A 25,520-nucleotide genomic window follows, 5' to 3' on the forward strand; every position below is an offset into this window, starting at 1 on the left:
ACGGAGCGCACAGCGCGTGCCGAACCGGCGCGCCCCCTTTTTCACGACGCCACGGAGCGGACCATGACGAATTCCGAGAGCTCAAGCAGCACGAACGGAAGTGACAGCAAGCGGAAACGCATCGCGGCTCCTGAAGCGATGCGCCGCGCCGCCGAACAACTCTCCGGTCTGCTCGGCAGCGAACCGGATTCGGTCTCCGCCATCAAGAAGACCGACGACGGCTGGACGGCCGCGGTCGAGGTGGTCGAGATCGAGCGCATTCCGGACACATCGAGCGTCATGGCGTCCTACCGCGTGGAACTGGACGGCGAGGGCGAATTGGTCGGTTACGAGAGGACCCAACGCTACCCGCGGGGCAAGGTCGACCGATGAGCGGTCGGTGAGCGGTTGACGCCGCCCTTTTTCATCTGCGAACGCGGTGTCACGCGTCCGCACGGTGCGTGCGACGAACCACGGGCGACTGCGGCGGAACGGCATTCCGCTGTGCCCCAGCAAAGAGAGGAAGAAGCAACGTGAGCATAGTGCAGCAGTCCAACGCTCCGGCGAGCGGCGGTGGTTCCGGGAATCTCTACGATGTCCTGGAACTGATCCTGGACCGCGGCCTCGTCATTGACGCCTTTGTCCGGGTGTCCCTGGTCGGCATCGAAATACTCAAGATCGACGTACGCGTCGTGGTCGCGAGTGTGGACACGTATCTGCGGTTCGCGGAGGCCTGCAACAGGCTCGACCTGGAGTCCGGCCGCAACAAGCCCTCGGGCCTGACCGACCTGGTCGGGAACACCGTGGAGAGCGGCGCCAAAGGAAAAAGCAAAGGAGCGCTGACGGGGGCCGTCGAGGCCATCACCGAATCGCTCCAGGGCAGCGGCGACGACGACGGCGAACGCGAGCGCAGCAGTAGCAGCAAGTCGAGTTCGTCCAGCCGCCGTACGACCCGTCGCCGGGAGGAGTAGTCCGTGTCCACGTATGTATACGCGATCACCGCGTCCGACCATCCCATACGCCTCGACGGACTGAACGGGGTCGGCGAGCCCGCCTCGCAGGTCCGCACGGTGAAGACCGAGCAGCTGACGGCGGTCGTCAGCGACGCACCCGAGGGTCTGCGGGCCAAGCGCCGGGACGTCGCAGCGCACCAGGCCGTACTGGAGCGCCTGATGGCGGACGGCGCCGTGCTGCCCATGCGCTTCGGGCTCGTGGGGCCCGACGACGAGCAGGTGGCGGCGGCACTCGACGGCAACGCCGAGGGCTACAAGGAGCGTCTCACCGAGCTCGACGACTGCCTCGAATTCAATCTGAAGGTCTCGCGTGACGAGGACGATCTCCTCAAGGAGATCATCCGCGAGTCGGACGAGGTACGCGGGCTGAACGAGTTCACCCGGGCGAATCCGGACGCCCACAACGAGAAGATGCGCCTCGGCGAACTGATCACCGAAGAGGTCAAGGCCCGCCAGGAACGCGACGCGAGGGAAATGACCGACCGGCTCGCTCCGGCGGCGCTGAACACCGCGGTCGCCGACGCGACGCAGGACACCCTCCTGAATGTGTCGTTCCTCGTCAAGCGCGACAAGGCCGCGGCTTTCTCCCAGGCGGTGCACGAGGAGGCGGGCCTCCACAGCGAGGCCTACACGATTCGGTTGAACGGTCCACTTCCGCCGTACAGCTTCGTCTGACCACCGGCGCCCGCGGCCCCCGCGGCCCGCGCGGAAGTGCACGGGGAGGGCCGGACGCATATGCGGGCGAAACCGTGGCAGACGAGGGAGAAGAGTGAAGACAGTGGACGGGCGGCCGGGCGATTTCGCGGCCCGTGGGCATCGGCCCGATCGGCCCGGCCCCGTCCCCACTCCCGTCGGCCCCTTCACGGACCGGCACGCACCGCGGACCAGGAAGTGACGAGAGGGAAAGGGAAACCATGGGACTCATCACACAGATCCTCACTCTCCCGGTCGCCCCGGTCCGCGGATTCAGCTGGGTACTCGGACACGTGATGACCGCGGCGGAGCAGGAGTACTACGACCCCGCCCCGGTCCGCGGCCAACTGGCAGATCTTGAAAAGGAGCTTCTCGCCGGCCGGATATCGGAAGAGGATTTCGACCGGCGCGAGGACGAACTGCTCGATCAGCTGGAATTCATCCAGCACGAGCGCAGGCGACTCGGTCTCGATTCCTGACGCCGTACGGTGCCGTACCGCCACGACGTCTCACGAACACGGGACGGTGCCATCACGCCCGCACACCGGACAGCGGTCCTCATCACGAGGAGAACGAGGTGCGCAACAGATGACCAATAATAATTCCAAGATAGGCATGGCCCTGGTAGGGGGCTATTTCCTGGGACGTACCAAGAAGGCCAAGATGGCCATCGGGCTGGGCATGTTCCTGGCCGGCAAGAAACTCAATCTCGACCCCAAACAGCTGGGGTCCATGCTCACGAACTCGAACCTGCTCGGCGGCCTGAACGACCAGGTGCGCAAGGAACTCCTCGACACGACCAAGTCGGCGGCGACGGCAGCGCTCACCAAGCGGATCGGCGGCTTCGCCGACTCCCTGCACGAGCGCACGCTGAGTCTCGACGGCCGTGACGAGGACGAGGGCGCCGGCGACCGGGACGACGACCAGGACGACCGTGCCGACGAGCAGGCGGACGAGGACGACGACCGGGCCCCTCGCGACGACCGCGACGACGACGACCGGGCGCCCCGGGACGACAGTGACGACGGTGACGACGACGGACCCGCGCCCGCGGGCAAGCCGAAGACCCGCCGCTCGGCGAGCAGCTCCGAGGGGGACGGGCCGAAGGGCTCCGCGAAGCCCAAGGTCTCGACGCCGCGCAAGACCGCGTCGAGCACCCGTACCCGCGTCTCCGGCAGTGCGAAGAAAACGGCCTCGGGCGGCGCTCACAAGACGGCGTCCTCGGCATCGTCCACCCGCAAGACCACGTCCGGCGCGCGCAAGACCGCGTCGTCGGCCCGTAAGACCACCTCGGGCTCGGCCCGCAAGGCCGGCAACCGGGGAGGCAGCGACAATGGCTGATTCGAAGATCGGCACGCTCGGCAAGGAGATCACGGGCAGCCCCGCGGCCGACCGGCTGAAGGAAGAGCTCCGCAACTACGTGATGGCACGCGCCACCCACACGGTGACGAACCTCGGCCAGCGGCTCGGCGAGGGCGCGGGCAAGCTCGCGGATCCCGGCGGCGCCGCCGGAGGCCTCGCCGGCAGCCTGGCGAAGGGCGGACAGGCCCTCACGGAGGGCAAGTCCCCCGTCGACGCGATGAAGGCCGTCGGCAAGGACCATCTCAAGAACACGGTCAAGGACAAGATCAAGGGCCTGTTCGGCAAGGGCCGCAAGGGCGGCGGCGGCAAGTCCAAGTCGGTCACCATCAGCGAGGACATCGATGTCGGTGTGCCGGTGCGGGAGGCCTACGACCAGTGGACCCAGTTCCAGGAGTTCTCCACGTTCGCCAAGGGCGTGGTGAGCGTGGAGAAGGGCGACGACACCTCCAGCAACTGGAAGGTGAAGGTCGCCAAGTCCACCCGGAGCTGGAAGGCGAACGTCACCGAGCAGGTGCCGGACGAACGCATCACGTGGACGACCGAGGGCGCCAAGGGGACCGTGAAGGGTGTCATCACCTTCCACGCGATCACCGACAACCTCACCCGCGTGCTCATGGTCCTCGAATACTTCCCGAAGGGGCTGTTCGAGAAGACCGGCAACATCTGGCGCGCGCAGGGCAGGCGGGCACGGCTCGACCTGAAGCTGTACCGCAAGTTCATCATGATGCGCGGCGAGGCCACCGACTCCTGGCGCGGTGAGATCCGTGACGGCGAGGTCGTGGTGGACCACGACGAGGCGATGCAGCGCGAGCAGGAGGAAGAGGAGCAGCGGCAGGACGGCGAGCGGGACGACGCCGAGGACGCCGAGGATCCGGAAGCGCTCGACGAGGACGCCGAGGCGGACGACGACGGGTTCGAGGACGAGGACGACGACGACCGCGCGTACGAGGACGAGGACGCCGAAGCCGAGGCGGACGAGGACGAGGACGACGCGGAGAACGCCGACGACCGCGACGACGACCGGTTCGAGGACGAGGACGCCGACGCCGAGGACGACGAGGAATCGTACGACGACGAGGCGGACGAGCCCGAGGCCGAGGCGGACTCGCGCGACGCCGACGCCGACGCCGACGACGTCGAGGACGCCGACGCCGAGGACGCCGAGGACGACCGCGAGTACGCGGGTCACTCGGGCCGACGGTGACACCGGAGCCCCGCCCCGCCCCCGGGGCGGGCCCGGCACCACGAGCGGGACAAGGGTGAACTGACGTGTCCGACTCACTGGCAGGCCGCATGGGCGGCCCCCCGGCCGGAACCGCCTACGGCGCCGCGCCCCAGGGCGGCTCCGCGAACCTGGCGGACATCCTGGAGCGCGTCCTCGACAAGGGCGTGGTGATCGCGGGTGACATCCAGATCAACCTGCTCGACATCGAGCTGCTGACCATCAAGCTGCGGCTGCTCGTCGCCTCCGTCGACAAGGCGAAGGAGATGGGCATCGACTGGTGGGAACACGATCCGTCGCTGTCGTCCCGCGCCCGGGACGACGGCCCGGGCCGGCAGATGTCCGCGGGCCACCAGGGCGGCCGGGCCCAGGGAGCGGTGGCGGACGCGGACGGATCGTCGCAGTCGGACGAGATCGCCCGGCTGCGGGCCGAAGTGGCGGAACTGCGGGCCGCGTCCGCCCGTCCCTCCGCGGCTCTTCCCGAAGGTGACGGCACGCGCGACGGGAACACACGCGACGACACCGCGTCCGAGCGGGAGCCGGAACGCACCGGCCGCCGGCCTGGGACGCGTTCGCAGGACAAGGCGGAAGCCGAGCCCGGGCACAAGCGACCGCGCCGCCGCACCGCCGCCACGTCCGACGACGCCGGCAGCGGCTCCAGGACCGGGCGCTCACGCCCGGCCAGGCGCCGTGAGCGCCCCGACGACGCGGAAACCGGCGCCGACGGCAGCGGGAGCACGGACGACGAGGGCCAGGACGGACCCGGACAGGAAGAGGAGCGCTGATGCCGGACGCCGACACCGTCTCGTACCTGTACGGAGTCTGCCGCGCGGACGCGCCCGCGCCGCCCGCCGTGCCGTCCGCGCCGCCACTGCGGCTCGTGCGCCACGGCGGGCTGGCCGCCGTGGTGGCGTCCGTACCGGCCGACGCGTTCGGCACGGACGGACTTGAGGCCCGCCTGAACGACCTGGAGCAGTTGGAGGTCCTGGCCCGCGCGCACAACGCCGTGGTCGACGCCGTCCACGCGGGTACGACCGTGCTGCCGATGCGACTCGCCACGGTCTATCTGGACGACGAACGCGTCGCCGACGTACTGCGCGCGGGCGCCGAGAACTTCGGCCGGCTGCTCGACTGGCTCGACGGCCAGGAGGAACTGGGCGTCAAGGTGTACGCCATTCCCACGGCCGCACCGGTGACCGCACCGGTGCCGGAGCCGGGCACGGCTCCCGATGCCCCGGCCACGGCCGAAACCGGATCCGAGAGCCCCGGCCGCGCGTACCTCCGCCGCCGCCAGGCCCAGCGCCGCAGCCACCGCGACGCCTACCGCACGGCCGGCGACGTGGCCGCGCGGCTGCCGCAGGCGGTCGCAGGCCTCGCCCGCGCACGCGCCAGGCACCGCCCGCAACAGGGCGAACTCGCCTCGCGGGTGGGCGAGAACATCGCCAACGAGGCGTACCTCGTCGCCCGCTCGGACCTGGCCGGCTTCCGCGCCGCGGTCGCGTCCCTGGCCACGGACGTGCCAGGGGTACGCGTCGAGGTGACGGGCCCCTGGGCGCCCTACTCGTTCACCACGCACCCGGACACGGAGGGGGCGGCCACCCCGTGACGGAGATGGTTCCCCACCTGCCGGCGACGCCCGGCGCGCGGACCGAGGGCTTCGAGGAGGAGTCCCTGGCGGGCCGCGAGATCGCGCTGATCGACCTGCTGGACCGGCTGCTCAGCGGCGGCGCGGTGCTCACCGGCGACCTCGTGCTGTCGATCGCGGACGTCGACCTCGTCCACATCAACCTGCGCGCCGTGATCCGTTCGATCACCGGCGACGAACCAGCCCCCTGGGTGCGTGAACCATGACAGGAAACGACGACTTCGCGGCCGTCGCACAGGCCGCCGCCCGCGCCTTCGACCTCGTACCCGCGGCCCCCGGCGACACCCGGCCGGCCGGTCAGGAACCGGGCGCCCGCGGCACGGACATCGCGCAGCGGCTGCGCACCGACCCGGAGACGGTCGAACGCGACCTGATCAAACTGGTCCTGACCATCGTCGAACTGCTGCGGCAGCTGATGGAACGAACGGCGCTGCACCGCGTCGACCAGGGCGACCTGGACGAGTCCCAGGAGGAACGCATCGGCATGACGCTGATGATCCTGGAGGACCGGATGACCGAACTCTGCGACCGCTACGGCCTGACCATGAACGACCTGAACCTCGACCTCGGACCGCTCGGATCCCTGCTGCCGCACGGCCAGGACGGTTGAGACACTTACCCGCGGTAGGTTCTCCGCCCTGGTTTCCTGCCCACTTGAGCGGCAACACGGACACCATGACGACGGAAGAGAACAACACGGGCAAGGAGACGCGCAACGGCAGCGCCAACGGCACCGCCGCGCGCAAGAAGGTCCAGGGCGCCGCCGAGCGCGCGAAGCAGAACGGGGCGAACTCGGCGCGGCAGGCCAAGGACTCCGCGACCGCCGCAGAGAAGGCCGCCGAGTCGGGCACCACAGCGCTGGGCGCCGCGGCCTCGCACGCCGGACGGTCCGCGGCCGCGGGCCTCGACTCCGGCCGCAAGGTGGCAGCGTCGCTCGGCACCAGCGTCACGTCCGGCGCCACCCTCGCCTGGACGGTCGTCAAGGACCGCAAGAAGATCGCGGCAGGCGCGGGCGCCGGCTTCGTGGGCCTGATGGGCGCGGCGTTCGCCGTCGGCAGGGCCACCGCGAAGACGCACGCGAAGGGCGGCCCCCTGACCCGCTTGACGAGCGGGCGCATCTGAACGTGTCACGGGCCAGGGCTGGGACGCCGGGCACCGTGGCACACAGAAGGCCGGACGGATCCGCGGATCCGTCCGGCCTTCCGACGTGCGGGTGAGGGGACGGCCCGGGGGAGCCTCGGCTGGATCGGACGGCCGTGGGAGTAAGTACGGCTCCGTGCACGGCCGTGCCGCCACCAAAGGGGCCCCTTTTTGCGGTCCGAGTCGGCGGATAGGCTCATGCGCCATGACTGACTTCGTGCAGGTGTCCACGGCCACCGAGACTCGCGAGCAGGCCGTCGAGCTGGCCCAGTCCGTAGTGCGAGACCGCCTTGCGGCAGGGGCACAGATCGTCGGGCCTGTGACCTCCGTGTTCTGGCATCTCGGTGAATTCGGAACCGGCGAGGAGTGGCAGCTTCTCCTGAAGACCCGCGCCGACCGGTACCCGGCCCTGGAGGCGCACCTCTTGGAGCATCACCCCTGGGACAATCCGGAGGTTTCCGCAGTGCCGATCGTCGCGGGCGCGGAGAGGTGCCTCCGCTGGGTCGAAGAGAACACCGCGTCAGGGCGCTGACTGGCCCAACAGCACTGTTACTGCAGGCACGTTGCGGTGCTCACCGAGTCGTCTCAGGACCGTGGACAGTCGTCGGTGTGGGCGTACGGAGGCCACACCGTCCGAAAGGTCCAGGGCGTGTTTGACCACGGCGGCTGACTGTTCGACCTCACCGGCGCTCAGGTAAGCGTCCGCAAGCCATGACAGGTACAGCGCCTTGTCGCGTGCGTGGCTGTCGTCATACTGCGCCAGACCAGCCTCCAGCGCGGGCACAGCGCGGAGGGGGCGGTGCAGTTCCGCCCAACACCGCCCAGTCATGATCTGCAGCTCCGTGGCGTCGACCCACGCCACCCAGTCCGGTTGCGGCTCGGAACCTGTGCCGTCCAGTGCCTCCTTCGCGTCCGCCAGCGCGCGCTCAGTTTCCGAGGCCAGTCCGGCAACGGCGCATGCCCACGCCTTCCGCTCGTAGAGCAGCGCGCGAACGCCAGATGGCGCTTCGGGGCCTACGGTCTCGCAGGAGCGGGACGCTATGTCCACTCCCGCGCGCCTGTCTCCACTCACTGCCTGGTACGAGAGGAAGGCCAGGGCGTTCCCGGCCAGGTCGGCGTCTCCGGCGTCCGTGGCGGCCTTGTAACTCTCCTGGTAGAGCCCCTTGGCGTCCGCTTCCCGGCCGCCGTCGAAAGCGGCCCACCCTGCTTGCTGCGCCTGCTCGGCCAGGACGGACAACATGGCGCGGCCCGTATCCGCCGCGTAGCTCGACTCGCGGAGCAGTCTCGTCGTTTCCTGGTACTCCCCGAGGTACACGCGGTACGTGTCGCCTCCTCCCAACACGTGGTCCAGGCGGCGGAGACGAGCGGCACGTGCGCGAAGTCGCTGAGGGTCCCGGGCCCCCAAACGATTGCCCATGGCCGGGCGAGTGATGCTCGGGAAGCCCACGGCCAGTGTGCCGGTAGTTGCTCGGAGAAAGTTCCTTCGCTGCACGTCGGTCCCGATCTCTTTGGTGCCGGCGTGAGGAGGAGCCGGCGGGGACTCACTTGCTTCCCAGGGGCGGGAGGCAAGGCCCACCAGGGCGCTGGGGATACGGAGCGCATCGGCGATTTCCACGATCTTGCAGAAAGTCGTCACGCTGCCTTGGCCGCGCGCAAGGGTCCCGACGCGTTCAGGTTTGATGTCGCACTCGGCGGCGATCTTCGAGTAGCTGACCCCGGCGTGACGGCGTGCCAGCCGGAACACCGTCCCGAAGTCGTGCGCGGCAAGTGCCTCGCGCATATCGGGACGGTCGAGGATCGCGCGCGGCAGCGCGGTCGGCGGTTCGTATCCGGTCATCAGCGCCCCGTGTGGTGCCTACTCAGTTGAGTGTGCGTCATCGCGTGACCACTAAGCGTACCCATCATGGGTATGCCTGCGCCGGGGAAGCGCTCAGGGGCCACCTGAGGAGAGTGTGGGCGCCACGAGCCCCAGCGACCGTGCGACCGATCCTGGGGCGTGGCCCACGCTGACAAGGAGCGTCGACGTGAAGAACGTAGTCTCAGCGCCCCCGGGTACGCCAGCAGGACAAGCAGCCGATGGCGATGATCCCGCTGTTTTCCCGCACACCCTGCCGCCCTGCGCCGTGACAGTCGGAACGACGGCCGAGCGTCCCACACCGCCTGCACCAGCGGGTGAAGGCGCGGAGTTGAGGAGGTCGCTACCGTGAGCCCGGTGGAGAACGGCAGCATGTTCCCCGCGCCCGCCCCTCCGAAGCCGGCCTCCGGCTGTGACGTCTGCGCCGCCTGTTTCCAGCAATGGCGGGAGGCGTCGGCCGCCGGACACCCTGCTTTCGACCGCTCCCATGCGGTGGACCTGGCCTTGGAGATCAGCCGGCATCCGCACCCCCGGGCGGAGGCCCGCGGTGGCTCGCTCCCGTCACGCGGGCGGTAGCCATGACCCAGTGCTGCAAGGGCGGCCACGACTTCCCCATCGAGGACGAGTACAGCGCGTACTGCCCGGAACACGGAGTCGAGTTGGTCTGGCACAGCCCGCACGATCCCGAACGGCCTCCGCACCCGCTGTACGCGGCCGTGGCCGAGCCGGACGCGCCCTCCCTCACCCCCTGAACCGTTCCGAGCGGCGGCGGTCCCCTCACCGCGCCACCCGGAACGCTGAACCCCCGCCCCGGGCGTCACACCCCGGACAGGGCGAACACCCGGGGCGGTCCTTGCACCACAACGCGAAGAGAGAGGCAGAATCCGCATGAGAACGACAGCAGCAGACGCGGGGAAGCACGGCGGCGAGCCGTCCGACAGGCCGTGGACGCCGTCCACTCCGCCCTCGCCCGACGGCTCGGGCCCCCAGGGCGGCGGCACCGGCAGCGGCGACGCGACCGGCAGCGGCGACAGCGGCGGCCAGAGCTGACCATGCCGACCCCCGACACCACACGGGGCTACGCCGCGCTCGTCGAGTCTCTCGATGAGCGCGGCCTCCTGTCCCCGCAATGGCGCGCCGTGTGGCGCGAACTGCCCCGGCATCTCTTCATCCCGAGCGAGATCTGGCGGCAGGAGCCCGACCGCTGTGTGCCCGTCGAGCCCGACGGGTGGTGGCCGCTCGTCACCTCCGACGAGCCCGTCGTGATCCAGGTGGACGACGGCACGAAGGACGGCCCCGATATCGCCACGTCCTCCAACAGCAAGCCGTCCATGGTCGCGCTCATGCTCGGTCTGCTGGACCTCGATTCCTCGCACCGCGTCCTGGAGATCGGCACGGCCTCCGGGCACGTCGCCGCTCTGCTCGCGCGCCATCTCGGCGACGACGGCCGCGTGCACTCCATCGAACTGGACCCCGTGCTGGCGCGACTCGCGGCGGATCAGCTCGCCCGGGCGGGGCACGCGCCCCGGCTGCGGCAGGGCGACGGTGCCCTCGGCTGGCCGGAGGCCGCCCCGTTCGACCGGATCATCTCCACCTGCGCCGTCCGCCGCGTCCCGCGAGCGTGGGTGGAGCAGGTGCGCCCGTACGGACACATCGTCTTTCCTCTCCATCGCGACTTCTGGAGCGGCGCCGTGGTGCGGCTGACGCGACGGCCGGACGGCACCGCCCGGGGGAGGTTTCACGGCGGTGCCTCGTACATGCTCATGCGTGCACATCGCGCGGGCGATGTCCCGGCCGTCGACACCTCGACGGCCCGCTTCTCCCCGGCCGCACTGGATCCGGCCGGCCTGCTCACCCTGGGGGCCGCTCTGTACATCGGCGAGATGCTGCCGGGGGTGTCCCTCCATCACGCGCGGACCGACGAGGGCGTGCGGGTGTGGGCCCAGGCCCGGGACGGGTCTGCGGCGACGGGGGTGGCCCACGAGGCGATCGCCTACGGACCGCGTGATCTGTGGCACGAGATCGCGGACGCGCACCGGGACTACGTGCACCAGGGCTCGCCCGGCGCTGAGGAGTTCGGTCTGACCGTCGCGGACGGACGGCATCACGTGTGGCTGGACGACCCGCGCAACGTGATCGGCGTCACCGCTCAACCTCCCCGCACGGGACGGTAGGCGTTCGCCGGCCGCCCTGCCGGGGGCGGCTTCGAGAGGGACGGCGTCGCCGAGCCGTCTGTCCGGGGCCCCGGTTTCCCAGCGGGTTCGGGTCGCTCCGCATCCCTGAGGGGGAGGAGCGGGATTGCGAGAACCTCATACGCAGAAGGCCCGGTGGATCGTGAGATCCACCGGGCCTTTGACCTGCATTCAGGTCGCGGTGGGGCTAATAGGATTTGAACCTATGGCCTCATCCTTATCAGGGATGCGCTCTAACCAACTGAGCTATAGCCCCGCGCTGCCCCTGAAGATTAGCGCACTTCAGGGCCAGTCCCAAAATCGGTAAACGTCCCTCACTCGTCCTCGGCGAGAGTGAGCTCGACGCCACCCACGAAGCCCGCCGAGAGGTTGTAGATGAACGCGCCGAGCGTGCCGAGCGCTGTGGCGAGGACCACATCGATGACCGCGATGACGCCCGTGAACAGCAGGACGCGCGGGAGCGAGAGGAACGACTGGAGGTCGAATCCGTTGCTCTCGGTCGAGCCGGTCGCCTCGCTGATCGTCCCGCCGACGGTCGAGAAGACGCCCATGGCGTCCATGACCATCCACAGCACCGCCGCGGCGATCACCGTGCACACGCCGAGCGCGATCGAGAGCAGGAAGCTGACCTTCATCACCGACCACGGGTCGGCCTTCGAGACCCGGAGCCTGGCCTTGCGCGTGCGGGGCGTGGTGCGCGCGCCCGTGCGGGGCCTGCGCACCGCGTTGCCCGCGGCGGGACCATGGCCCGGGTTGCCGCCCTGCGTGCCGCTGTCCCCCGGCTGGGGATATGCCTGCGGCGGGTGGTACGGCTGGGCCGTCTGCTGCTGTTGCGGCTGCGGCTTCGAGCCGTACGCCTCGTACGGGGGCTGCTGCCCCCGGGTGTCCGTCACGGTAACCCCCTGGGAGTCCGTGGCAGAGCCACGGGCGCTGTTAGCTCCTGAAGAAGAGGCCGATCCGGCGCCCGTGGTTCCACTCACGCTCTACTCCTCGTGCTCCCCGGCCGAAGGCTCATTGCCCTCGGCCTTCTCGGCCCCGGCGGCCGCGGTGATCTCGGGGGCCTCGTCCCCTTCGACCTCCTCGGCCTCGCGGCCTGCCTCGGCGTTGCGCGCGATCCCGACCACGGCATCGCGTTTGCCCAGGTTGATCAGCTGGACACCCATGGTGTCACGGCCTGTCTCCCGGACTTCGTTGACTCGCGTGCGAATCACACCGCCGCCCAGGGTGATGGCGAGGATCTCGTCGGTCTCCTCGACCACCAGCGCCCCGACCAGCAAGCCCCGGTCCTCCACGATCTTGGCTGCCTTGATGCCGAGGCCGCCGCGACCCTGAACGCGGTACTCGTCCACATTGGTCCGCTTCGCGTAACCGCCGTCGGTGGCGGTGAACACGAACGTACCGGGCCTGACCACATTCATCGAGAGGAGTTCGTCCCCTTCCCGGAAACTCATCCCCTTCACCCCGGATGTCGCACGGCCCATGGGCCGCAGCGCGTCGTCCGTCGCCGTGAACCGGATCGACTGGGCCTTCCTGCTGATGAGCAGCAGGTCGTCCTCCGCCGACACCAGTTCCGCGCCGATCAGTTCGTCGTCCCGGCCGTCCTCCGTCTCCCGGAGGTTGATCGCGATGACGCCACCCGAACGCGGTGAATCGTAGTCCTTCAGCGAGGTCTTCTTGACCAGGCCGGCCTTCGTGGCCAGAACCAGGTAGGGGGCCGCCTGGTAGTCGCGGATCGCGAGGATCTCGGCGATCTGCTCGTCGGGCTGGAAGGCCAGGAGGTTCGCCACGTGCTGGCCGCGCGCCTCGCGTCCGGCATCGGGCAGTTCGTACGCCTTCGCGCGGTAGACGCGGCCCTTGTTGGTGAAGAACAGCAGCCAGTGGTGGGTCGTCGACACGAAGAAGTGGTCGACGATGTCGTCCTCCTTCAGCTTCGTGCCGCGTACGCCCTTGCCGCCACGCTTCTGCGAGCGGTAGTCGTCCGTCTTCGTGCGCTTCACGTAGCCGCCACGGGTGATCGTGACGACGATGTCCTCTTCGGCGATCAGGTCCTCGATGGACATGTCACCGTCGAAGGGCACGAGCTTGGAGCGCCGGTCGTCGCCGTACTTCTCGACGATGACGGCCAGTTCCTCGCGGACGATGGCGCGCTGCCGCTCCTCGGAGGCCAGGATCGCGTTGTACTCGCGGATCTTGGCTTCGAGTTCGTCGTGCTCGGCGACGATCTTCTGCCGCTCCAGGGCGGCGAGGCGGCGCAGCTGCATCTCCAGGATCGCGTTGGCCTGGATCTCGTCGATCTCCAGCAGGCCCATCAGGCCCGTGCGCGCGACGTCGACCGTCTCACTGCGCCGGATCAGCGCGATGACGTCGTCGATCGCGTCGAGCGCCTTGAGCAGGCCGCGCAGGATGTGCGCCCGCTCCTCCGCCTTGCGCAGACGGAAGCGCGTACGGCGGACGATGACCTCGATCTGGTGCGCCACCCAGTGCCGGATGAACGCGTCGAGCGAAAGGGTGCGCGGCACGCCGTCGACGAGCGCCAGCATGTTGGCGCCGAAGTTCGACTGCAGGTCGGTGTGCTTGTACAGGTTGTTCAGGACGACCTTGGCGACCGCGTCCCGCTTGAGGACGATCACCAGTCGCTGGCCCGTGCGCGAGGACGTCTCGTCACGGACGTCGGCGATGCCGCCGACCCTGCCGTCCTTCACCAGGTCGGCGATCTTCTGCGCGAGGTTGTCCGGGTTGGTCTGGTACGGGAGTTCCGTGACGACCAGGCACTGCCTGTTCTGGATCTCCTCGACCTCGACCACCGCGCGCATCGTGATCGAGCCGCGGCCCGTACGGTACGTCTCCTCGATGCCCTTGCGGCCCACGACCAGCGCGCCGGTCGGGAAGTCCGGGCCCTTGATCCGCTCGATCAGGGCCTCAAGCAGCTCGTCGGGGGTGGCCTCCGGGTGCTCCAGCGCCCACTGGGCGCCGGCCGCGACCTCCCGCAGGTTGTGCGGGGGGATGTTCGTGGCCATCCCGACGGCGATACCGGCGGAGCCGTTGATCAGCAGGTTCGGGAACCGCGCCGGCAGGACCGTCGGCTCCTGGTTGCGGCCGTCGTAGTTGTCCGTGAAGTTGACGGTCTCCTCGTCGATGTCACGGAGCATCTCCATCGACAGCGGCATCATCTTGCACTCGGTGTACCGCATGGCCGCGGCCGGGTCGTTGCCCGGAGAACCGAAGTTGCCGTTGGAGTCGACGAGCGGCATCCGCATCGACCAGGGCTGCGCGAGACGGACCAGGGCGTCGTAGATCGACGAGTCGCCGTGCGGGTGGTACGTACCCATGACGTCGCCGACGACGCGCGCGCACTTGTAGAAGCCGCGCTCCGGCCGGTATCCGCCGTCGTACATCGCGTACAGCACGCGGCGGTGCACGGGCTTGAGCCCGTCCCGTACGTCGGGCAGCGCGCGCGAGACGATGACGGACATCGCGTAGTCGAGGTAGGAGCGCTGCATCTCCGTTTCGAGCCCGATGGGCTCCACGCGCAGCGCCAGGCCTTCCACGGCGGTCCCGTCGGGCAGGACGGGGCCGTCGGCGTTCTCTGGCGTGTCAGGGGTGTTCTCGTCGGCCATTTCTGGTCAGTGTTCCTTTCGGCCTGTACGGATACGAGGGCCTGTACGACGGCCTGTTCGGTGCCGCGGCTCGGGACGCCGCCGGTGACGCCACCCGGGCGCCACCGGAGCCGTCACGGGGACGGAGTCCGCACGCCGCTCAGATGTCGAGGAAGCGGACGTCCTTGGCGTTGCGCTGGATGAAGGAACGGCGTGCCTCGACGTCCTCACCCATCAGCACCGAGAACAGGTCGTCGGCCTGCGCGGCGTCGTCCAGGGTGACCTGGCCGAGCACCCGGTGGTCGATGTCCATCGTGGTGACGCGCAGTTCCTCGGCGTTCATCTCGCCGAGGCCCTTGAAGCGCTGGATCGAGTCCTCGCGGACCCGCTTGCCGTTCTGCCTGCCCAGCTGGATCAGCGCGTCGCGCTCGCGGTCCGAGTACGCGTACTGGATGTCGCCGCGGCCCCAGTCGATCTTGTACAGCGGCGGGCGGGACAGGTAGACGTGGCCCGCCTCGACCAGCGGCCGCATGAAGCGGAACAGGAACGTCAGCAGCAGGGTGGTGATGTGCTGCCCGTCGACGTCGGCGTCCGCCATCAGAATGATCTTGTGATAGCGCAGCTTCTCGATGGTGAAGTCCTCGTGCACACCCGTGCCGAACGCCGAGATCAGCGCCTGCACCTCGGTGTTCTGGAGAATCTTGTCGAGGCGCGCCTTCTCGACGTTCAGGATCTTGCCGCGGATCGGCAGGATCGCCTGGTACATCGGGTCACGGCCGGACTTCGCCGAACCACCGGCGGAGTCACCCTCGACGATGAAGATCTCGCACTTCGTCGGGTCGTTCGACTGGCAGTCGCTGAGCTTGCCGGGCAGCGACGCCGACTCCAGCAGCCCCTTGCGGCGCGTCAGGTCGCGCGCCTTGCGGGCCGCGACGCGCGCGGTGGCCGCCTGGATGGCCTTGCGGATGATGTCCGCGGCCTCGTTGGGGTTGCGGTCGAACCAGTCGGTGAGGTGCTCGTGCACGACCTTCTGCACGAACGTCTTCGCCTCGGTGTTGCCGAGCTTGGTCTTCGTCTGCCCCTCGAACTGGGGCTCGCCCAGCTTGACCGAGATGATCGCCGTCAGACCCTCGCGGATGTCCTCGCCCGCGAGGTTCTCGTCCTTCTCCCGCAGCAGCCTGCGCTCGCGCGCGTACCGGTTGACCAGGCCCGTCAGCGCGGCCCTGAAGCCCTCCTCGTGCGTACCGCCCTCATGCGTGTGGATGGTGTTCGCGAACGAGTACACGCTCTCGCTGTACTGCGCGTTCCACTGCATCGCGATCTCGACCGAGAGCATGCGCTCCTTGTCCTCGGCCTCCACGTCGATCACCGTCGGGTGGATCATCTCTCCCTTGCGGGAGTTGAGGTACTTGACGAAGTCGACGATGCCGCCGTCGTAGCGGTACGACACGGACATCGCCGGCTGCTCGTCCGAGCCGTCCTCGGCGACGTCCCCGCCGGCCTTCTCGGCACCCGCGACGGCCTTCGCCGAGGCGCGCTCATCGGTCAGGTTCAAGGTCAGGCCCTTGTTGAGGAAGGCCATCTCCTGGAAGCGCCGGGACATCGTCTCGAACGAGTAGTCCGTCGTCTCGAAGACGTCGGGGTCCGCCCAGAACGTGACGCTCGTACCCGTCTCCGACGTCGCCTCGCCGCGCGCGAGGGCCGCGGTCGGAACGCCGAGCTTGTAGTCCTGGGTCCAGTGGTAGCCGTCCCGCATGACGTCGACCGACACCTTCGTCGACAGGGCGTTGACCACCGAGACGCCCACACCGTGCAGACCACCGGAGACGGCGTACCCGCCACCGCCGAACTTGCCGCCCGCGTGCAGGACGGTCAGCACGACCTCGATGGCCGGCTTGCCCTCGGAGGGAACGATGTCCACGGGGATGCCGCGACCGTTGTCGATCACGCGCACGCCGCCGTCGGGCAGGATCGTCACGTCGATCGTGTCCGCGTGCCCGGCGAGCGCCTCGTCGACCGAGTTGTCCACGACCTCGGTCACCAGGTGGTGCAGGCCGCGCTCACCGGTCGAGCCGATGTACATGCCCGGGCGCTTGCGGACCGCGTCCAGCCCTTCCAGCACCGTGATGGCGCTGGCGTTGTACGCGTTGGTCACCTCGCCGCTCTCAGTGGCGGCGACGGACGGTGTCTTGTCTTGGGGGTTGCCGGAATCGGCCACGAAGCGCCCTTTCTGGCACAGCACAGGCCGTTCTCCGGCTCGCGGGAGCGGCTGCGTCGTTCGGCTTCTGTCGCGTGTATCGACGGGGTCCCGCAAGCACCGCGGGATTTCCCGCCAGTCTACCGGTAGCGCCGACATGAATGGGGGTTTGCCGGTACCTCAGTCCGCATGTGCCGCCCTCAGGGCGCACCAGCCGACTCCCCATATGTGCGACAGGGCTCCAAGAGGCTCAGAAGGGCACTCAGCGCTTCGGGCTGTCAACCCCTGGCTACCGACGGAAACCCTTCGCGTCCCTCGCCCGTCCTCGCAGGTCAACGCGGTGTTTCCGGCCCCATTGAGCGTCAGGTCCGGGTACCGGCCTCCCGGACGCCACCCGTATGCGCGCCCACCCCGCCTCCCGGCCCGTCCGTGAACGCTCCCGGACCACCGCCGCGGGCCGCCGCGCACGGGACTGCGACATACGCGCCCATGACGCACATCACGTCGAACACCACGCCGCACGGGCGCGCGAAATGCCCGGGGCATGTGCGAGGGGCGTGAGGTGTCCTGGGGCCGCGGGGCCGTCAGCGGGCGAACCGGAGGTGCGCCCGCGCGCGACCCGTCCGCGGGGTCGGGCGGCAGGGGACGGGCGGCAAGGGGCGGGCGGCAAGGGGCGCCGGAGGGGCGGGCCGGAGGGGCGTCATGCCGGGTGACCGACGTCGGCTCCCGTCGCACCCGTCTTGCCCGTCTTGCCCGTCTCGCCCGTCTCGCTGGGGGCGCCGGACGCGTCGCGGCGACGGCAAGCGGGGTGACGCGATCGCCGGGCGCGGCCCCCGGGCATCGCCCGTGCGCCCGTGCGCCCGGGCTGGGGGTCCGGGGCCGGTCCGGGGCCGGGGGTCCGGGGCCGGGGGTCCGGTCCCTGCCGTACGACGGGGGGCGCAGCTCCCGCCGGCCCGTCCTGTCGGGGCGGCGGACGCGTCACGACGGTGGGCAGACAGGGTCGGGTGTCCTCGCCGGGCGGCCGGCAGGAGGCTGCCCGCCACGGGCCCGGTCGGGCGCAGAGGTCTCCCGGCCCGGTCAGCTGCGGATGTCCCCGCGACCGGGTCAGCCGTAGGTGTCTCTGCGGCCCGATCAACCACAGGTGCGGCCCGGTGAGCCGTAGGTGTCCCCGCGGCCCGGTCAGCCGTAGGTGTCGCCAGGGCCCCGGCTGCCGGGCGCGCGCAACCGCCCGTAGCGCTGGGGTGGGCCACTCGGGCCCAGCACCTTGATCAGCCGTACCGTGCCGTGCCCCAGATCCTCGTTCAGCCGGGCCAGCAGCCGCGGTGCCAGCAGTCGCAGCTGGGTCGCCCACGCCGTCGAGTCGCACAGGACCGTCAGCACGCGTTCGTCGTGCCCCTCGTCGAACCGCTCCGGCACGCAGTGCTTCGCCAACTCCTCGCCGACGATCTCGGACCAGCGCCCCATCACTCCGCCGACCGCCGCCGGTGCCTCCCAACCACGTTCCGTGATCAGTCTGTTGATGGCAGCGCCCAGGGGCAGCGGATCGCGTCCGTCGGCCCGCGCACCGGACCTGAGGCCGCCGCGACGGGCCTGCTTGCGGTCCCGAACGGCGTCCCCGCGCGCCCTCGCCTGCTCACGGGCAGCCTTGAGCGCCACCCGCGCCAGGTCGACGCCGGACGGCTCGACGCCCCCCGCGCCGGGAGGCTTGCCCTCCGCAGTGCCGATGTCGCTTCCTTCACCGCTCACAGCCGCTCCACCGCACCGTCCGCCACCGAGAACCGCGTCCCACTGAGCACCCCCGGAACGTCGTCGTCCACCGCCGCCGTCACGAGCACCTGCTCACCGTGTGCCACCAACTCCGCCAGCCGCTCCCGCCGCCGTACATCGAGTTCGGCGAAGACGTCGTCCAGCACCAGCACCGGCTCGTTTCCCTCCGCCCGCAGCAGCTCGTACGAGGCGAGCCGCAGGGCCAGCGCGAACGACCAGGACTCGCCATGGCTCGCGTACCCCTTCGCCGGCAGCTCCCCGAGCTTCAGCACCAGGTCGTCACGGTGCGGCCCGACGAGCGTCACCCCGCGCTCGACCTCCTGCGTCCGCACGGAGGCCAGCGCCGCGAGCAGTTGCTCGTACAGCTGCTCACGGACCGGCGCCGGGGCACTCGTCCCCTCGCCCTCGGCGCCCGCCTCGTTCGCCGCCGAGGACCGGTACTCCAGGACCAGCGGACCGCCGCCCGGCGCCACATCGCTGTACGCCTTGTCCGCCAGCGGCCCGAGGACCGCGACCAGATCAGCCCGCTGCGCCAGCACCTCCGCGCCCACCCGCGCGAGGTGCTGGTCCCACACATCGAGTGTGGAGAGGTCCATTCCGCGTCCGCCGTGCCGCCGGGCCATCGCCGCCGACTTGAGCAGCGTGTTCCGCTGCTTGAGCACCCTGTCGTAGTCCGATCGCACACCCCCCATGCGCGGCACCCGCGCCGTCACCAGCTCGTCCAGGAACCGCCGGCGCTCGCCCGGGTCCCCCTTCACCAGCGCCAGGTCCTCCGGCGCGAACAGCACCGTCCGGACGATCCCCAGCACATCGCGCGGCCGCACCTGCGAGGAGCGGTTGATCCTGGCGCGGTTGGCCCGGCCCGGATTCAGCTCCATCTCCACCAGCTGTGAACGCTCGCCCTGCGTCACCGCCGCCCGGATCACCGCACGCTCCGCGCCGGCCCTGACCAGCGGTGCGTCCGATGACACCCTATGACTACCCAGAGTAGCCAGGTATCCAACCGCCTCGACCAGATTCGTCTTCCCCTGGCCGTTCGCCCCCACGAAAACGGAGACGCCCGGACCGAGAGGCACCTCGATCCGGGCGTACGACCGGAAATCAGCCAGCGACAGATGCGTGACGTGCATGGATGTGCGCCGGCCTCCCGGGAACGACCGCCGTCCGGCCGCTCACCGGGCAGCGGTCCGACTACTTGTCGGACTTCTTGGACTTCTTCATCGCCTTCGCCTCCGCGGCGTTGGCCTCGACGGCGTGGCCGCCGAACTGGTTACGCAGAGCGGCGATCATCTTCATCTGCGGGGAGTCATCCTGCCGCGAGGAGAACCGCGCGAACAGCGACGCCGTGATCGCGGGCAGCGGGACCGCGTGGTCGATCGCCGCCTCCACCGTCCACCGGCCCTCGCCGGAGTCCTCCGCGAAACCCCTCAGCTGCTCCAGGTGCTCGTCGTCGTCGAGCGCGTTGACCGCCAGGTCCAGCAGCCAGGACCGGATGACCGTGCCCTCCTGCCAGGAGCGGTACACCTCGCGCACGTCCGTGACCGAGCCGACCTTCTCCAGCAGCTCCCAGCCCTCGGCGTACGCCTGCATCATGGCGTACTCGATGCCGTTGTGGACCATCTTCGCGAAGTGGCCGGCACCCACCTTGCCCGCGTGCACGGCGCCGAAGTCGCCCTCGGGCTTGAGCGAGTCGAAGATCGGCTGGGCCTTCGCGACGTCATCCGGCGTACCGCCGTACATCAGCGCGTAGCCGTTCTTGAGGCCCCAGACACCGCCGGAGACACCGCAGTCGACGAAACCGATGCCCTTGATGCCGAGCTCGACCGCGTGCCGCTCGTCGTCCGTCCAGCGCGAGTTGCCACCGTCCACGACGACGTCACCGGGGGACATCAGGTCGGCCAGCTCGTCGATCGTGGACTGCGTGGCGGCGCCCGCGGGCACCATCACCCACACGACGCGCGGGCCCTTCAGCGTGTCCACAAGCTCCTTGAGGCTGTGCACATCCGCGATGTCGGGGTTGCGGTCGTACCCGATGACGGTGTGGCCAGCGCCGCGAAGACGCTCGCGCATGTTGCCGCCCATCTTGCCGAGACCGATGAGACCGAGCTCCATCAGGGAATCCTTAACGTCGTGGCGATGCGTACCCGCGGCTGAGCCTACGCCGCAGGGCCCCGGCTCACCTGCGGGGTCAGCCGCTCAGCCGTACGGGCATGATCAGGTACTTGTACGCCTCGTCCGCCTCGGCATCCACGGCCGGTCGGCCACTCAGCAGCGCGGGCTTCGTCGAGGTCGTGAACGACAGCTGCGCGGCCGGCGAGTCGATCGCGCTCAGGCCGTCCAGCAGGAACGTCGGGTTGAAGGCGATCGAGATGTCGTCGCCCTCCAGCTGGGCGTCGACCCTCTCCACAGCCTGTGCGTCGTCGCTGGAACCGGCCTCAAGGATCAGCACGCCCTGCTCGAAGCTCAGCCGCACCGGCGTGTTCCGCTCGGCCACGAGCGCGACGCGCTTGACGGCCTCCACGAACGGCGCCGTCTCGATCACGGCGATCGAGTTGAACTCCGTCGGGAAGAGGGTCCGGTACTTCGGCAGGTCGCCCTCGAGCAGCCGCGTGGTCGTACGCCGTCCCGCGCCCTCGAAACCGATCAGGCCCTCACCGGCGCCCGCGCCGGCCAGCGCGAGAGTCACCGTGTCGCCGCTGGTCAGTGCCTTCGCCGTGTCCAGCAGTGTCTTCGCGGGCACCAGGGCCACCGCGGAGATGTCCGGGGCCTCCGGCTTCCACAGGAACTCGCGGACCGCGAAGCGGTAGCGGTCGGTCGAGGCCAGGGTGACCGTGTCGCCCTCGATCTCGATCCGCACACCCGTGAGCACAGGCAGGGTGTCGTCACGGCCCGCCGCGATGGCCACCTGAGCGGCGGCGGAGGCGAAGACCTCACCGGGGACGGTGCCCGTCGCTGTGGGCATCTGCGGCAGGGCCGGGTACTCCTCCACAGGCAGTGTGTGGAGCGTGAACCGGGAGGAGCCGCAGACGACGGTCGCCCGTACACCGTCTGTGGAGATCTCCACGGGACGGTTGGGCAGCGCGCGGCAGATGTCGGCGAGCAGCCGGCCTGACACCAGGACCGTGCCGTCCTCCTCGACCTCCGCGTCCACCGAGACCCGGGCCGAGACCTCGTAGTCGAAGCTGGAGAAGCTCAGAGCGCCCTCCTCGGCCTTCAGCAGAAGGCCCGCGAGGACGGGCGCCGGCGGACGGGCCGGAAGGCTGCGGGCCACCCAGGCCACCGCCTCCGCCAGAACATCGCGCTCCACCCGGATCTTCACCGTAAGCCGCCTCCTGCTGTCGCTGCGCCCTGCTGGCCTTGTCGGCACGGTTCCCCGGGCCGAGGCCGGGGGACGTTGCCGGGGAACAGTCTGACGCACCGCACTGACAGCTGTTGCTGCTCCTGGTCAAATCGCGGCGAGCGGGTCCGGGGCGAGTTACCCACAGCCCCTACTTCGAAGCGGATTCCCAGCTAACTCTAGGTGGCAGTAGTAGTAGGGGCTGTGGAAACCGTGGATAACGCCATTGGCGCAGGTCAGACACGGTTTTTTGTCCACCGACCCTGTGGGTCCAGCCCGTGGACAACCGGCCTCTTCTGTGGACGGCGGAAAGTTCTGCACACCCCATGCACAGCCGAGGGCCACTTCTCCCCAGGTGCGTCCCCAGGTTTACCCACCTTGCCCACAGCCCAATCCGTGGACTTGATGTGACGCCTTTCACTCGACCTGGTGAGAGGGCGTGTTCCGTTGCCGAACAGTGGATGGCGCTGTGGACGAGCTGTGGGTAACCGGCCCGCGCCTGTGGGCCGCCGGTGGACAAGTCCGACCCCGCTCCCGGGCCGGTTTCTTTGTCCACAGGCTGTGGACAAAGATTGCGCACAATTCCACAGGCGGTTGACCTGCCTTGATCATCCCTCGTCCGCACCGCCTGTGGACACGTTCTGGACAACGAGGAAGTCCCCAGGGTGTGGACACGAGAAAACCCCGAGATCTGTGGAGAAGGGGCTCGCGAGCGCTCCAAGCGGCTCGGATTCGAACAGTTCCGCAGGTGGCGCCCGAGGGCGTGCCCCCTTCTGATGGCCGTCCGGACCCTCCGAAACGGGTCGAGGACCCCTTCCCGGTGGCCACGACGGCGCGGAAAACGGCGGTCCTGACCGCGGGCGTGGGCCGGGCGACGACCCGGCCGGTCCACTTGGCATCGCACCGGTGGGCCCTCACCGGCCGGCTGGACCGCTCCCCCGGACCTGATCCGTCCCGGCGGGCTGGACCGCTCCCCCGGACCTGATCCGTCCCGGCGGGCTGGACCGCTCCCGCCGACGGGGACTGCTCCCACCCGCCGGGCCACCCGCGCCCGGGGGCTGCCCGCTCCGAGCGCGGCGTCGGCGGCGGCGCATGGCACGGCACCGCACGCGAAAAGGCGCCCGGGAGTGTCCCGGGCGCCTTTTCGCCTGTCCGTACTCTCTGTTGCGCCTCGTGACTGTCCCGCGTCGTACTCCGCGCCGTCAGGTGCCGCGTGCGGTGCTGCGTTCGGCAGTACGTCCGGCGGTACGGGGTCGCTCGGCGCCGGGGACGTCCTGCCAGGCGCCCGGATCGGGCCGGTCAGCCGTTCTTGATCCGGTTGGTCAGCTCGGTGACCTGGTTGTAGATGGAGCGCCGCTCCGCCATCAGCGCGCGGATCTTGCGGTCGGCGTGCATCACCGTCGTATGGTCACGGCCGCCGAACTGCGCCCCGATCTTCGGCAGCGACAGGTCGGTCAGCTCCCTGCACAGGTACATGGCGATCTGCCGCGCCGTCACCAGCACCCGGCTCCTGGAGGAGCCGCACAGGTCATCCACCGACAGACCGAAGTAGTCGGCCGTCGCCGCCATGATCGCGGCCGCCGTGATCTCCGGCGCCGCGTCCTCCCCGCCCGGGATCAGGTCCTTGAGGACGATCTCGGTGAGTCCGAGATCCACCGGCTGCCGGTTGAGCGAGGCGAACGCCGTCACCCGGATCAGCGCGCCCTCCAGTTCGCGGATGTTCCGCGAGATCCGGGACGCGATGAACTCGAGGACCTCGGGAGGCGCGTTCAGCTGCTCCTGCACGGCCTTCTTACGGAGGATCGCGATCCTCGTCTCGAGTTCCGGCGGTTGCACGTCCGTGGTCAGGCCCCACTCGAAGCGGTTCCTGAGCCGGTCCTCCAGCGTCATCAGCTGCTTGGGCGGCCGGTCGGAGGAGAGCACGATCTGCTTGTTCGCGTTGTGCAGCGTGTTGAACGTGTGGAAGAACTCCTCCTGCGTCGACTCCTTGCTCGCCAGGAACTGGATGTCGTCGACGAGCAGGATGTCGACGTCCCGGTAGCGCTTGCGGAAGGTGTCGCCCTTGCCGTCGCGGATCGAGTTGATGAACTCGTTGGTGAACTCCTCCGAGCTCACGTACCGCACCCGGGTGCCGGGGAAGAGGCTGCGCGCGTAGTGCCCGATGGCGTGCAGGAGGTGCGTCTTGCCGAGGCCGGACTCGCCGTAGATGAACAGCGGGTTGTACGCCTTGGCCGGCGCCTCCGCCACGGCGACCGCGGCCGCGTGCGCGAAGCGGTTCGACGCGCCGATGACGAACGTGTCGAAGAGGTACTTCGGGTTCAGGCGCGCGTGCGGCTCGCCGGGGCCGGGCGCGGGCGCCGGCTGCGCGCCGAGCGGACCGGGCACGCCGCGGTGCCGGCCACCGGGACCGATGGGGCCGGGCACGCCGTGGGACGGGGCCCCGGCGTGCGAGCCCGATCCGCGGCCGTGCTGCTGCTCGGACAGTCCCCGGTTGTCCGAGCGGGGACCGTCATAGGGGCCGCGGTCGCCTGGCGACGGACGGTAGTCGTTCTCGGGTCCCCGGTAGTCGTTCTCCTGGCGCCGGTAGTCGCTGTCCTGCTGCCGGTAGTCACCGTCCTGCGGGCGGTAGTCGCCGTCCTGGGGGGAGCGGTAGTCCGCGTCGGGCCCCCGGTAGTCCTTCTCCTGCCGCCCGTAGTCGTCGTCGGGCCTGCCGTAGTCGTCCGGCGGCCTGCGGTAGTCGTGCTGCGGCTGCTGGGTTCGCGCACTGCTGTACGGATCGTCCTGGTATCCGCCGAGCCGGGTCTGCTGCCAGGACAGTTCCTCCTGGCTGCGCGGCCACGCCCCGGGCTCGGGACGCTGCTGGTACTCCGGATAGGCAGGACGCACGGACGGGAGCCCGTCGTCGGGCCCGTGATGCGGGTAACCGTCGTCGTACGAGCCGTGCCGCGGCTGAGGCACGGGGGGCTGCGCGGCCGGCGGCGGTTCGGCGGCCGACGGGTCGACCGTGATGGCGATGCGGATGGGTCTGCCGCACTCGCGGCTCAGGGTCTCGCTGATCAGCGGGGCGAGACGGCCCTCCAGCACCCGCTTGCCCCATTCGTTGGGGACGGACAGCAGAGCGGTGTCGGCGACCAGGGCGAGCGGCTGGCAGCGCTCGATCCACTGCTTGTCCTTGCTCTCCACACCCTGCTGGCCTTCCCTGAGGAGTTGCTCCAGCACTCGCGGCCACACTGCGGCAAGATCGGCAGGTACGTCAGCCACGAGGCACGCTCTCTCACAGGTCCCACGAATGTGCGCTTCTCGGGACGGGATGGGAAGACCGGCGGATAAGGAAACCGGAGTTCAGTCACGGTAGTCAGGCCGACCCACGCGGTTCAAGTCGTTGTCCACAGGCTGTGCACAGTGGCGGGGGCGCATACTGCTGGTTTGACCGGATGGCGTAATGCCGCGTACCGTGACCAGGTCGAGTTGTCGATGGCTGCTGCCGCCTGCCTCCGATGGGCAAAGATCACGGATCGTGGT

24 protein-coding genes and 1 tRNA gene are annotated in these 25,520 nt (G+C 69.8%); 15 read left to right on the plus strand and 10 right to left on the minus strand.

Annotated elements, in window-relative coordinates; genetic code table 11:
* Positions 1-63 precede the first annotated feature (63 nt).
* The 12 genes from OG310_RS17800 (at position 64) to cutA (ending at position 7,586) form a co-directional block, all read left to right on the plus strand.
* Complete coding sequence (locus tag OG310_RS17800; RefSeq protein WP_329456859.1) at positions 64-372, plus strand: gas vesicle protein GvpO; 309 nt, start codon at positions 64-66, stop codon at positions 370-372.
* 140 nt (positions 373-512) lie between these two features.
* Positions 513-950: a gas vesicle structural protein GvpA gene (locus OG310_RS17805; RefSeq protein ID WP_329456860.1), complete on the plus strand. Its 438-nt coding sequence runs from the start codon at positions 513-515 to the stop codon at positions 948-950.
* A gap of 3 nt (positions 951-953) precedes the next feature.
* Positions 954-1,667 (plus strand): GvpL/GvpF family gas vesicle protein, encoded by a 714-nt coding sequence (locus OG310_RS17810; protein ID WP_329456861.1) that lies wholly within the window; start codon positions 954-956, stop codon positions 1,665-1,667.
* A 239-nt stretch (positions 1,668-1,906) separates the two neighbouring features.
* Positions 1,907-2,164, plus strand: coding sequence for a gas vesicle protein GvpG (locus tag OG310_RS17815; protein ID WP_329456862.1), 258 nt, complete (start codon positions 1,907-1,909; stop codon positions 2,162-2,164).
* A 109-nt stretch (positions 2,165-2,273) separates the two neighbouring features.
* Positions 2,274-3,026, plus strand: coding sequence for a hypothetical protein (locus tag OG310_RS17820; RefSeq protein WP_329456863.1), 753 nt, complete (start codon positions 2,274-2,276; stop codon positions 3,024-3,026).
* On the plus strand, positions 3,019-4,251 hold the full coding sequence (locus OG310_RS17825; RefSeq protein ID WP_329456864.1) for an SRPBCC family protein: 1,233 nt from the start codon (positions 3,019-3,021) through the stop codon (positions 4,249-4,251). Before OG310_RS17820 ends, OG310_RS17825 begins: the two co-directional genes overlap by 8 nt.
* 65 nt (positions 4,252-4,316) lie before the next feature.
* A complete protein-coding gene (gene gvpJ, locus OG310_RS38570) occupies positions 4,317-5,054 on the plus strand; it encodes a gas vesicle protein GvpJ (RefSeq protein WP_443078671.1) in 738 nt (245 codons plus the stop codon).
* Entirely contained in the window at positions 5,054-5,875 is an 822-nt protein-coding gene (locus OG310_RS17835; protein WP_329456865.1) for a GvpL/GvpF family gas vesicle protein, read from the plus strand. Before gvpJ ends, OG310_RS17835 begins: the two co-directional genes overlap by 1 nt.
* A gap of 5 nt (positions 5,876-5,880) precedes the next feature.
* Positions 5,881-6,120: a gas vesicle protein gene (locus OG310_RS17840; RefSeq protein WP_329460234.1), complete on the plus strand. Its 240-nt coding sequence runs from the start codon at positions 5,881-5,883 to the stop codon at positions 6,118-6,120.
* Complete coding sequence (locus OG310_RS17845; RefSeq protein WP_329456866.1) at positions 6,117-6,524, plus strand: gas vesicle protein K; 408 nt, start codon at positions 6,117-6,119, stop codon at positions 6,522-6,524. The genes OG310_RS17840 and OG310_RS17845 overlap by 4 nt, the downstream gene beginning before the upstream one ends.
* A 44-nt stretch (positions 6,525-6,568) precedes the next feature.
* Positions 6,569-7,036, plus strand: coding sequence for a hypothetical protein (locus OG310_RS17850; protein ID WP_329456867.1), 468 nt, complete (start codon positions 6,569-6,571; stop codon positions 7,034-7,036).
* A gap of 223 nt (positions 7,037-7,259) precedes the next feature.
* Positions 7,260-7,586, plus strand: coding sequence for a divalent-cation tolerance protein CutA (gene cutA / locus OG310_RS17855; RefSeq protein WP_329456868.1), 327 nt, complete (start codon positions 7,260-7,262; stop codon positions 7,584-7,586).
* On the opposite strand, the gene OG310_RS17860 is transcribed toward cutA, so the two are convergent.
* A complete protein-coding gene (locus tag OG310_RS17860; protein ID WP_329456869.1) occupies positions 7,575-8,891 on the minus strand; it encodes an XRE family transcriptional regulator in 1,317 nt (438 codons plus the stop codon). The two genes, cutA and OG310_RS17860, sit on opposite strands and share 12 nt — an antisense overlap.
* Before the next feature lie 596 nt (positions 8,892-9,487).
* Here OG310_RS17860 and OG310_RS17865 point away from each other — a divergent pair.
* The 3 genes from OG310_RS17865 to OG310_RS17875 all read left to right on the plus strand — a co-directional run bounded on the left by OG310_RS17865 (position 9,488) and on the right by OG310_RS17875 (position 11,083).
* Positions 9,488-9,661, plus strand: coding sequence for a hypothetical protein (locus OG310_RS17865; RefSeq protein WP_329456870.1), 174 nt, complete (start codon positions 9,488-9,490; stop codon positions 9,659-9,661).
* A gap of 136 nt (positions 9,662-9,797) precedes the next feature.
* On the plus strand, positions 9,798-9,959 hold the full coding sequence (locus tag OG310_RS17870; RefSeq protein ID WP_329456872.1) for a hypothetical protein: 162 nt from the start codon (positions 9,798-9,800) through the stop codon (positions 9,957-9,959).
* A gap of 2 nt (positions 9,960-9,961) precedes the next feature.
* Complete coding sequence (locus OG310_RS17875) at positions 9,962-11,083, plus strand: methyltransferase domain-containing protein (protein WP_329456873.1); 1,122 nt, start codon at positions 9,962-9,964, stop codon at positions 11,081-11,083.
* A 200-nt stretch (positions 11,084-11,283) separates the two neighbouring features.
* Here OG310_RS17875 and OG310_RS17880 read toward each other — a convergent pair.
* From OG310_RS17880 to dnaA, 9 genes are all read right to left on the minus strand, one after another.
* Positions 11,284-11,357, minus strand: a tRNA-Ile gene (locus OG310_RS17880).
* Positions 11,358-11,415: 58 nt separating this feature from the next.
* Positions 11,416-11,994 (minus strand): DUF3566 domain-containing protein, encoded by a 579-nt coding sequence (locus OG310_RS17885; protein WP_329456874.1) that lies wholly within the window; start codon positions 11,992-11,994, stop codon positions 11,416-11,418.
* A 90-nt stretch (positions 11,995-12,084) separates the two neighbouring features.
* Positions 12,085-14,718, minus strand: a complete 2,634-nt coding sequence (gyrA, locus tag OG310_RS17890) for a DNA gyrase subunit A (protein WP_329456875.1) — start codon at positions 14,716-14,718, stop codon at positions 12,085-12,087.
* Between the two features lie 139 nt (positions 14,719-14,857).
* Positions 14,858-16,939 carry a DNA topoisomerase (ATP-hydrolyzing) subunit B gene (gene gyrB, locus OG310_RS17895; protein WP_329456876.1) on the minus strand — a complete coding sequence of 694 codons (2,082 nt, stop codon included), beginning with the start codon at positions 16,937-16,939 and terminating at the stop codon, positions 14,858-14,860.
* 1,134 nt (positions 16,940-18,073) lie between these two features.
* Entirely contained in the window at positions 18,074-18,619 is a 546-nt protein-coding gene (locus OG310_RS17900) for a DUF721 domain-containing protein (RefSeq protein WP_329460235.1), read from the minus strand.
* A 17-nt stretch (positions 18,620-18,636) separates the two neighbouring features.
* Positions 18,637-19,791, minus strand: a complete 1,155-nt coding sequence (gene recF / locus OG310_RS17905) for a DNA replication/repair protein RecF (protein ID WP_329456877.1) — start codon at positions 19,789-19,791, stop codon at positions 18,637-18,639.
* Between the two features lie 61 nt (positions 19,792-19,852).
* Positions 19,853-20,773, minus strand: a complete 921-nt coding sequence (gene gnd, locus OG310_RS17910; RefSeq protein ID WP_329456878.1) for a phosphogluconate dehydrogenase (NAD(+)-dependent, decarboxylating) — start codon at positions 20,771-20,773, stop codon at positions 19,853-19,855.
* A 76-nt stretch (positions 20,774-20,849) separates the two neighbouring features.
* Positions 20,850-21,980, minus strand: coding sequence for a DNA polymerase III subunit beta (gene dnaN / locus OG310_RS17915; protein WP_329456879.1), 1,131 nt, complete (start codon positions 21,978-21,980; stop codon positions 20,850-20,852).
* Positions 21,981-23,297: 1,317 nt separating this feature from the next.
* Entirely contained in the window at positions 23,298-25,259 is a 1,962-nt protein-coding gene (gene dnaA, locus OG310_RS17920; protein ID WP_329456880.1) for a chromosomal replication initiator protein DnaA, read from the minus strand.
* Between the last annotated feature and the right edge of the window lie 261 nt (positions 25,260-25,520).

The sequence above is a fragment of the Streptomyces sp. NBC_01497 genome, from assembly GCF_036250695.1.
Classification (GTDB): domain Bacteria; phylum Actinomycetota; class Actinomycetes; order Streptomycetales; family Streptomycetaceae; genus Streptomyces.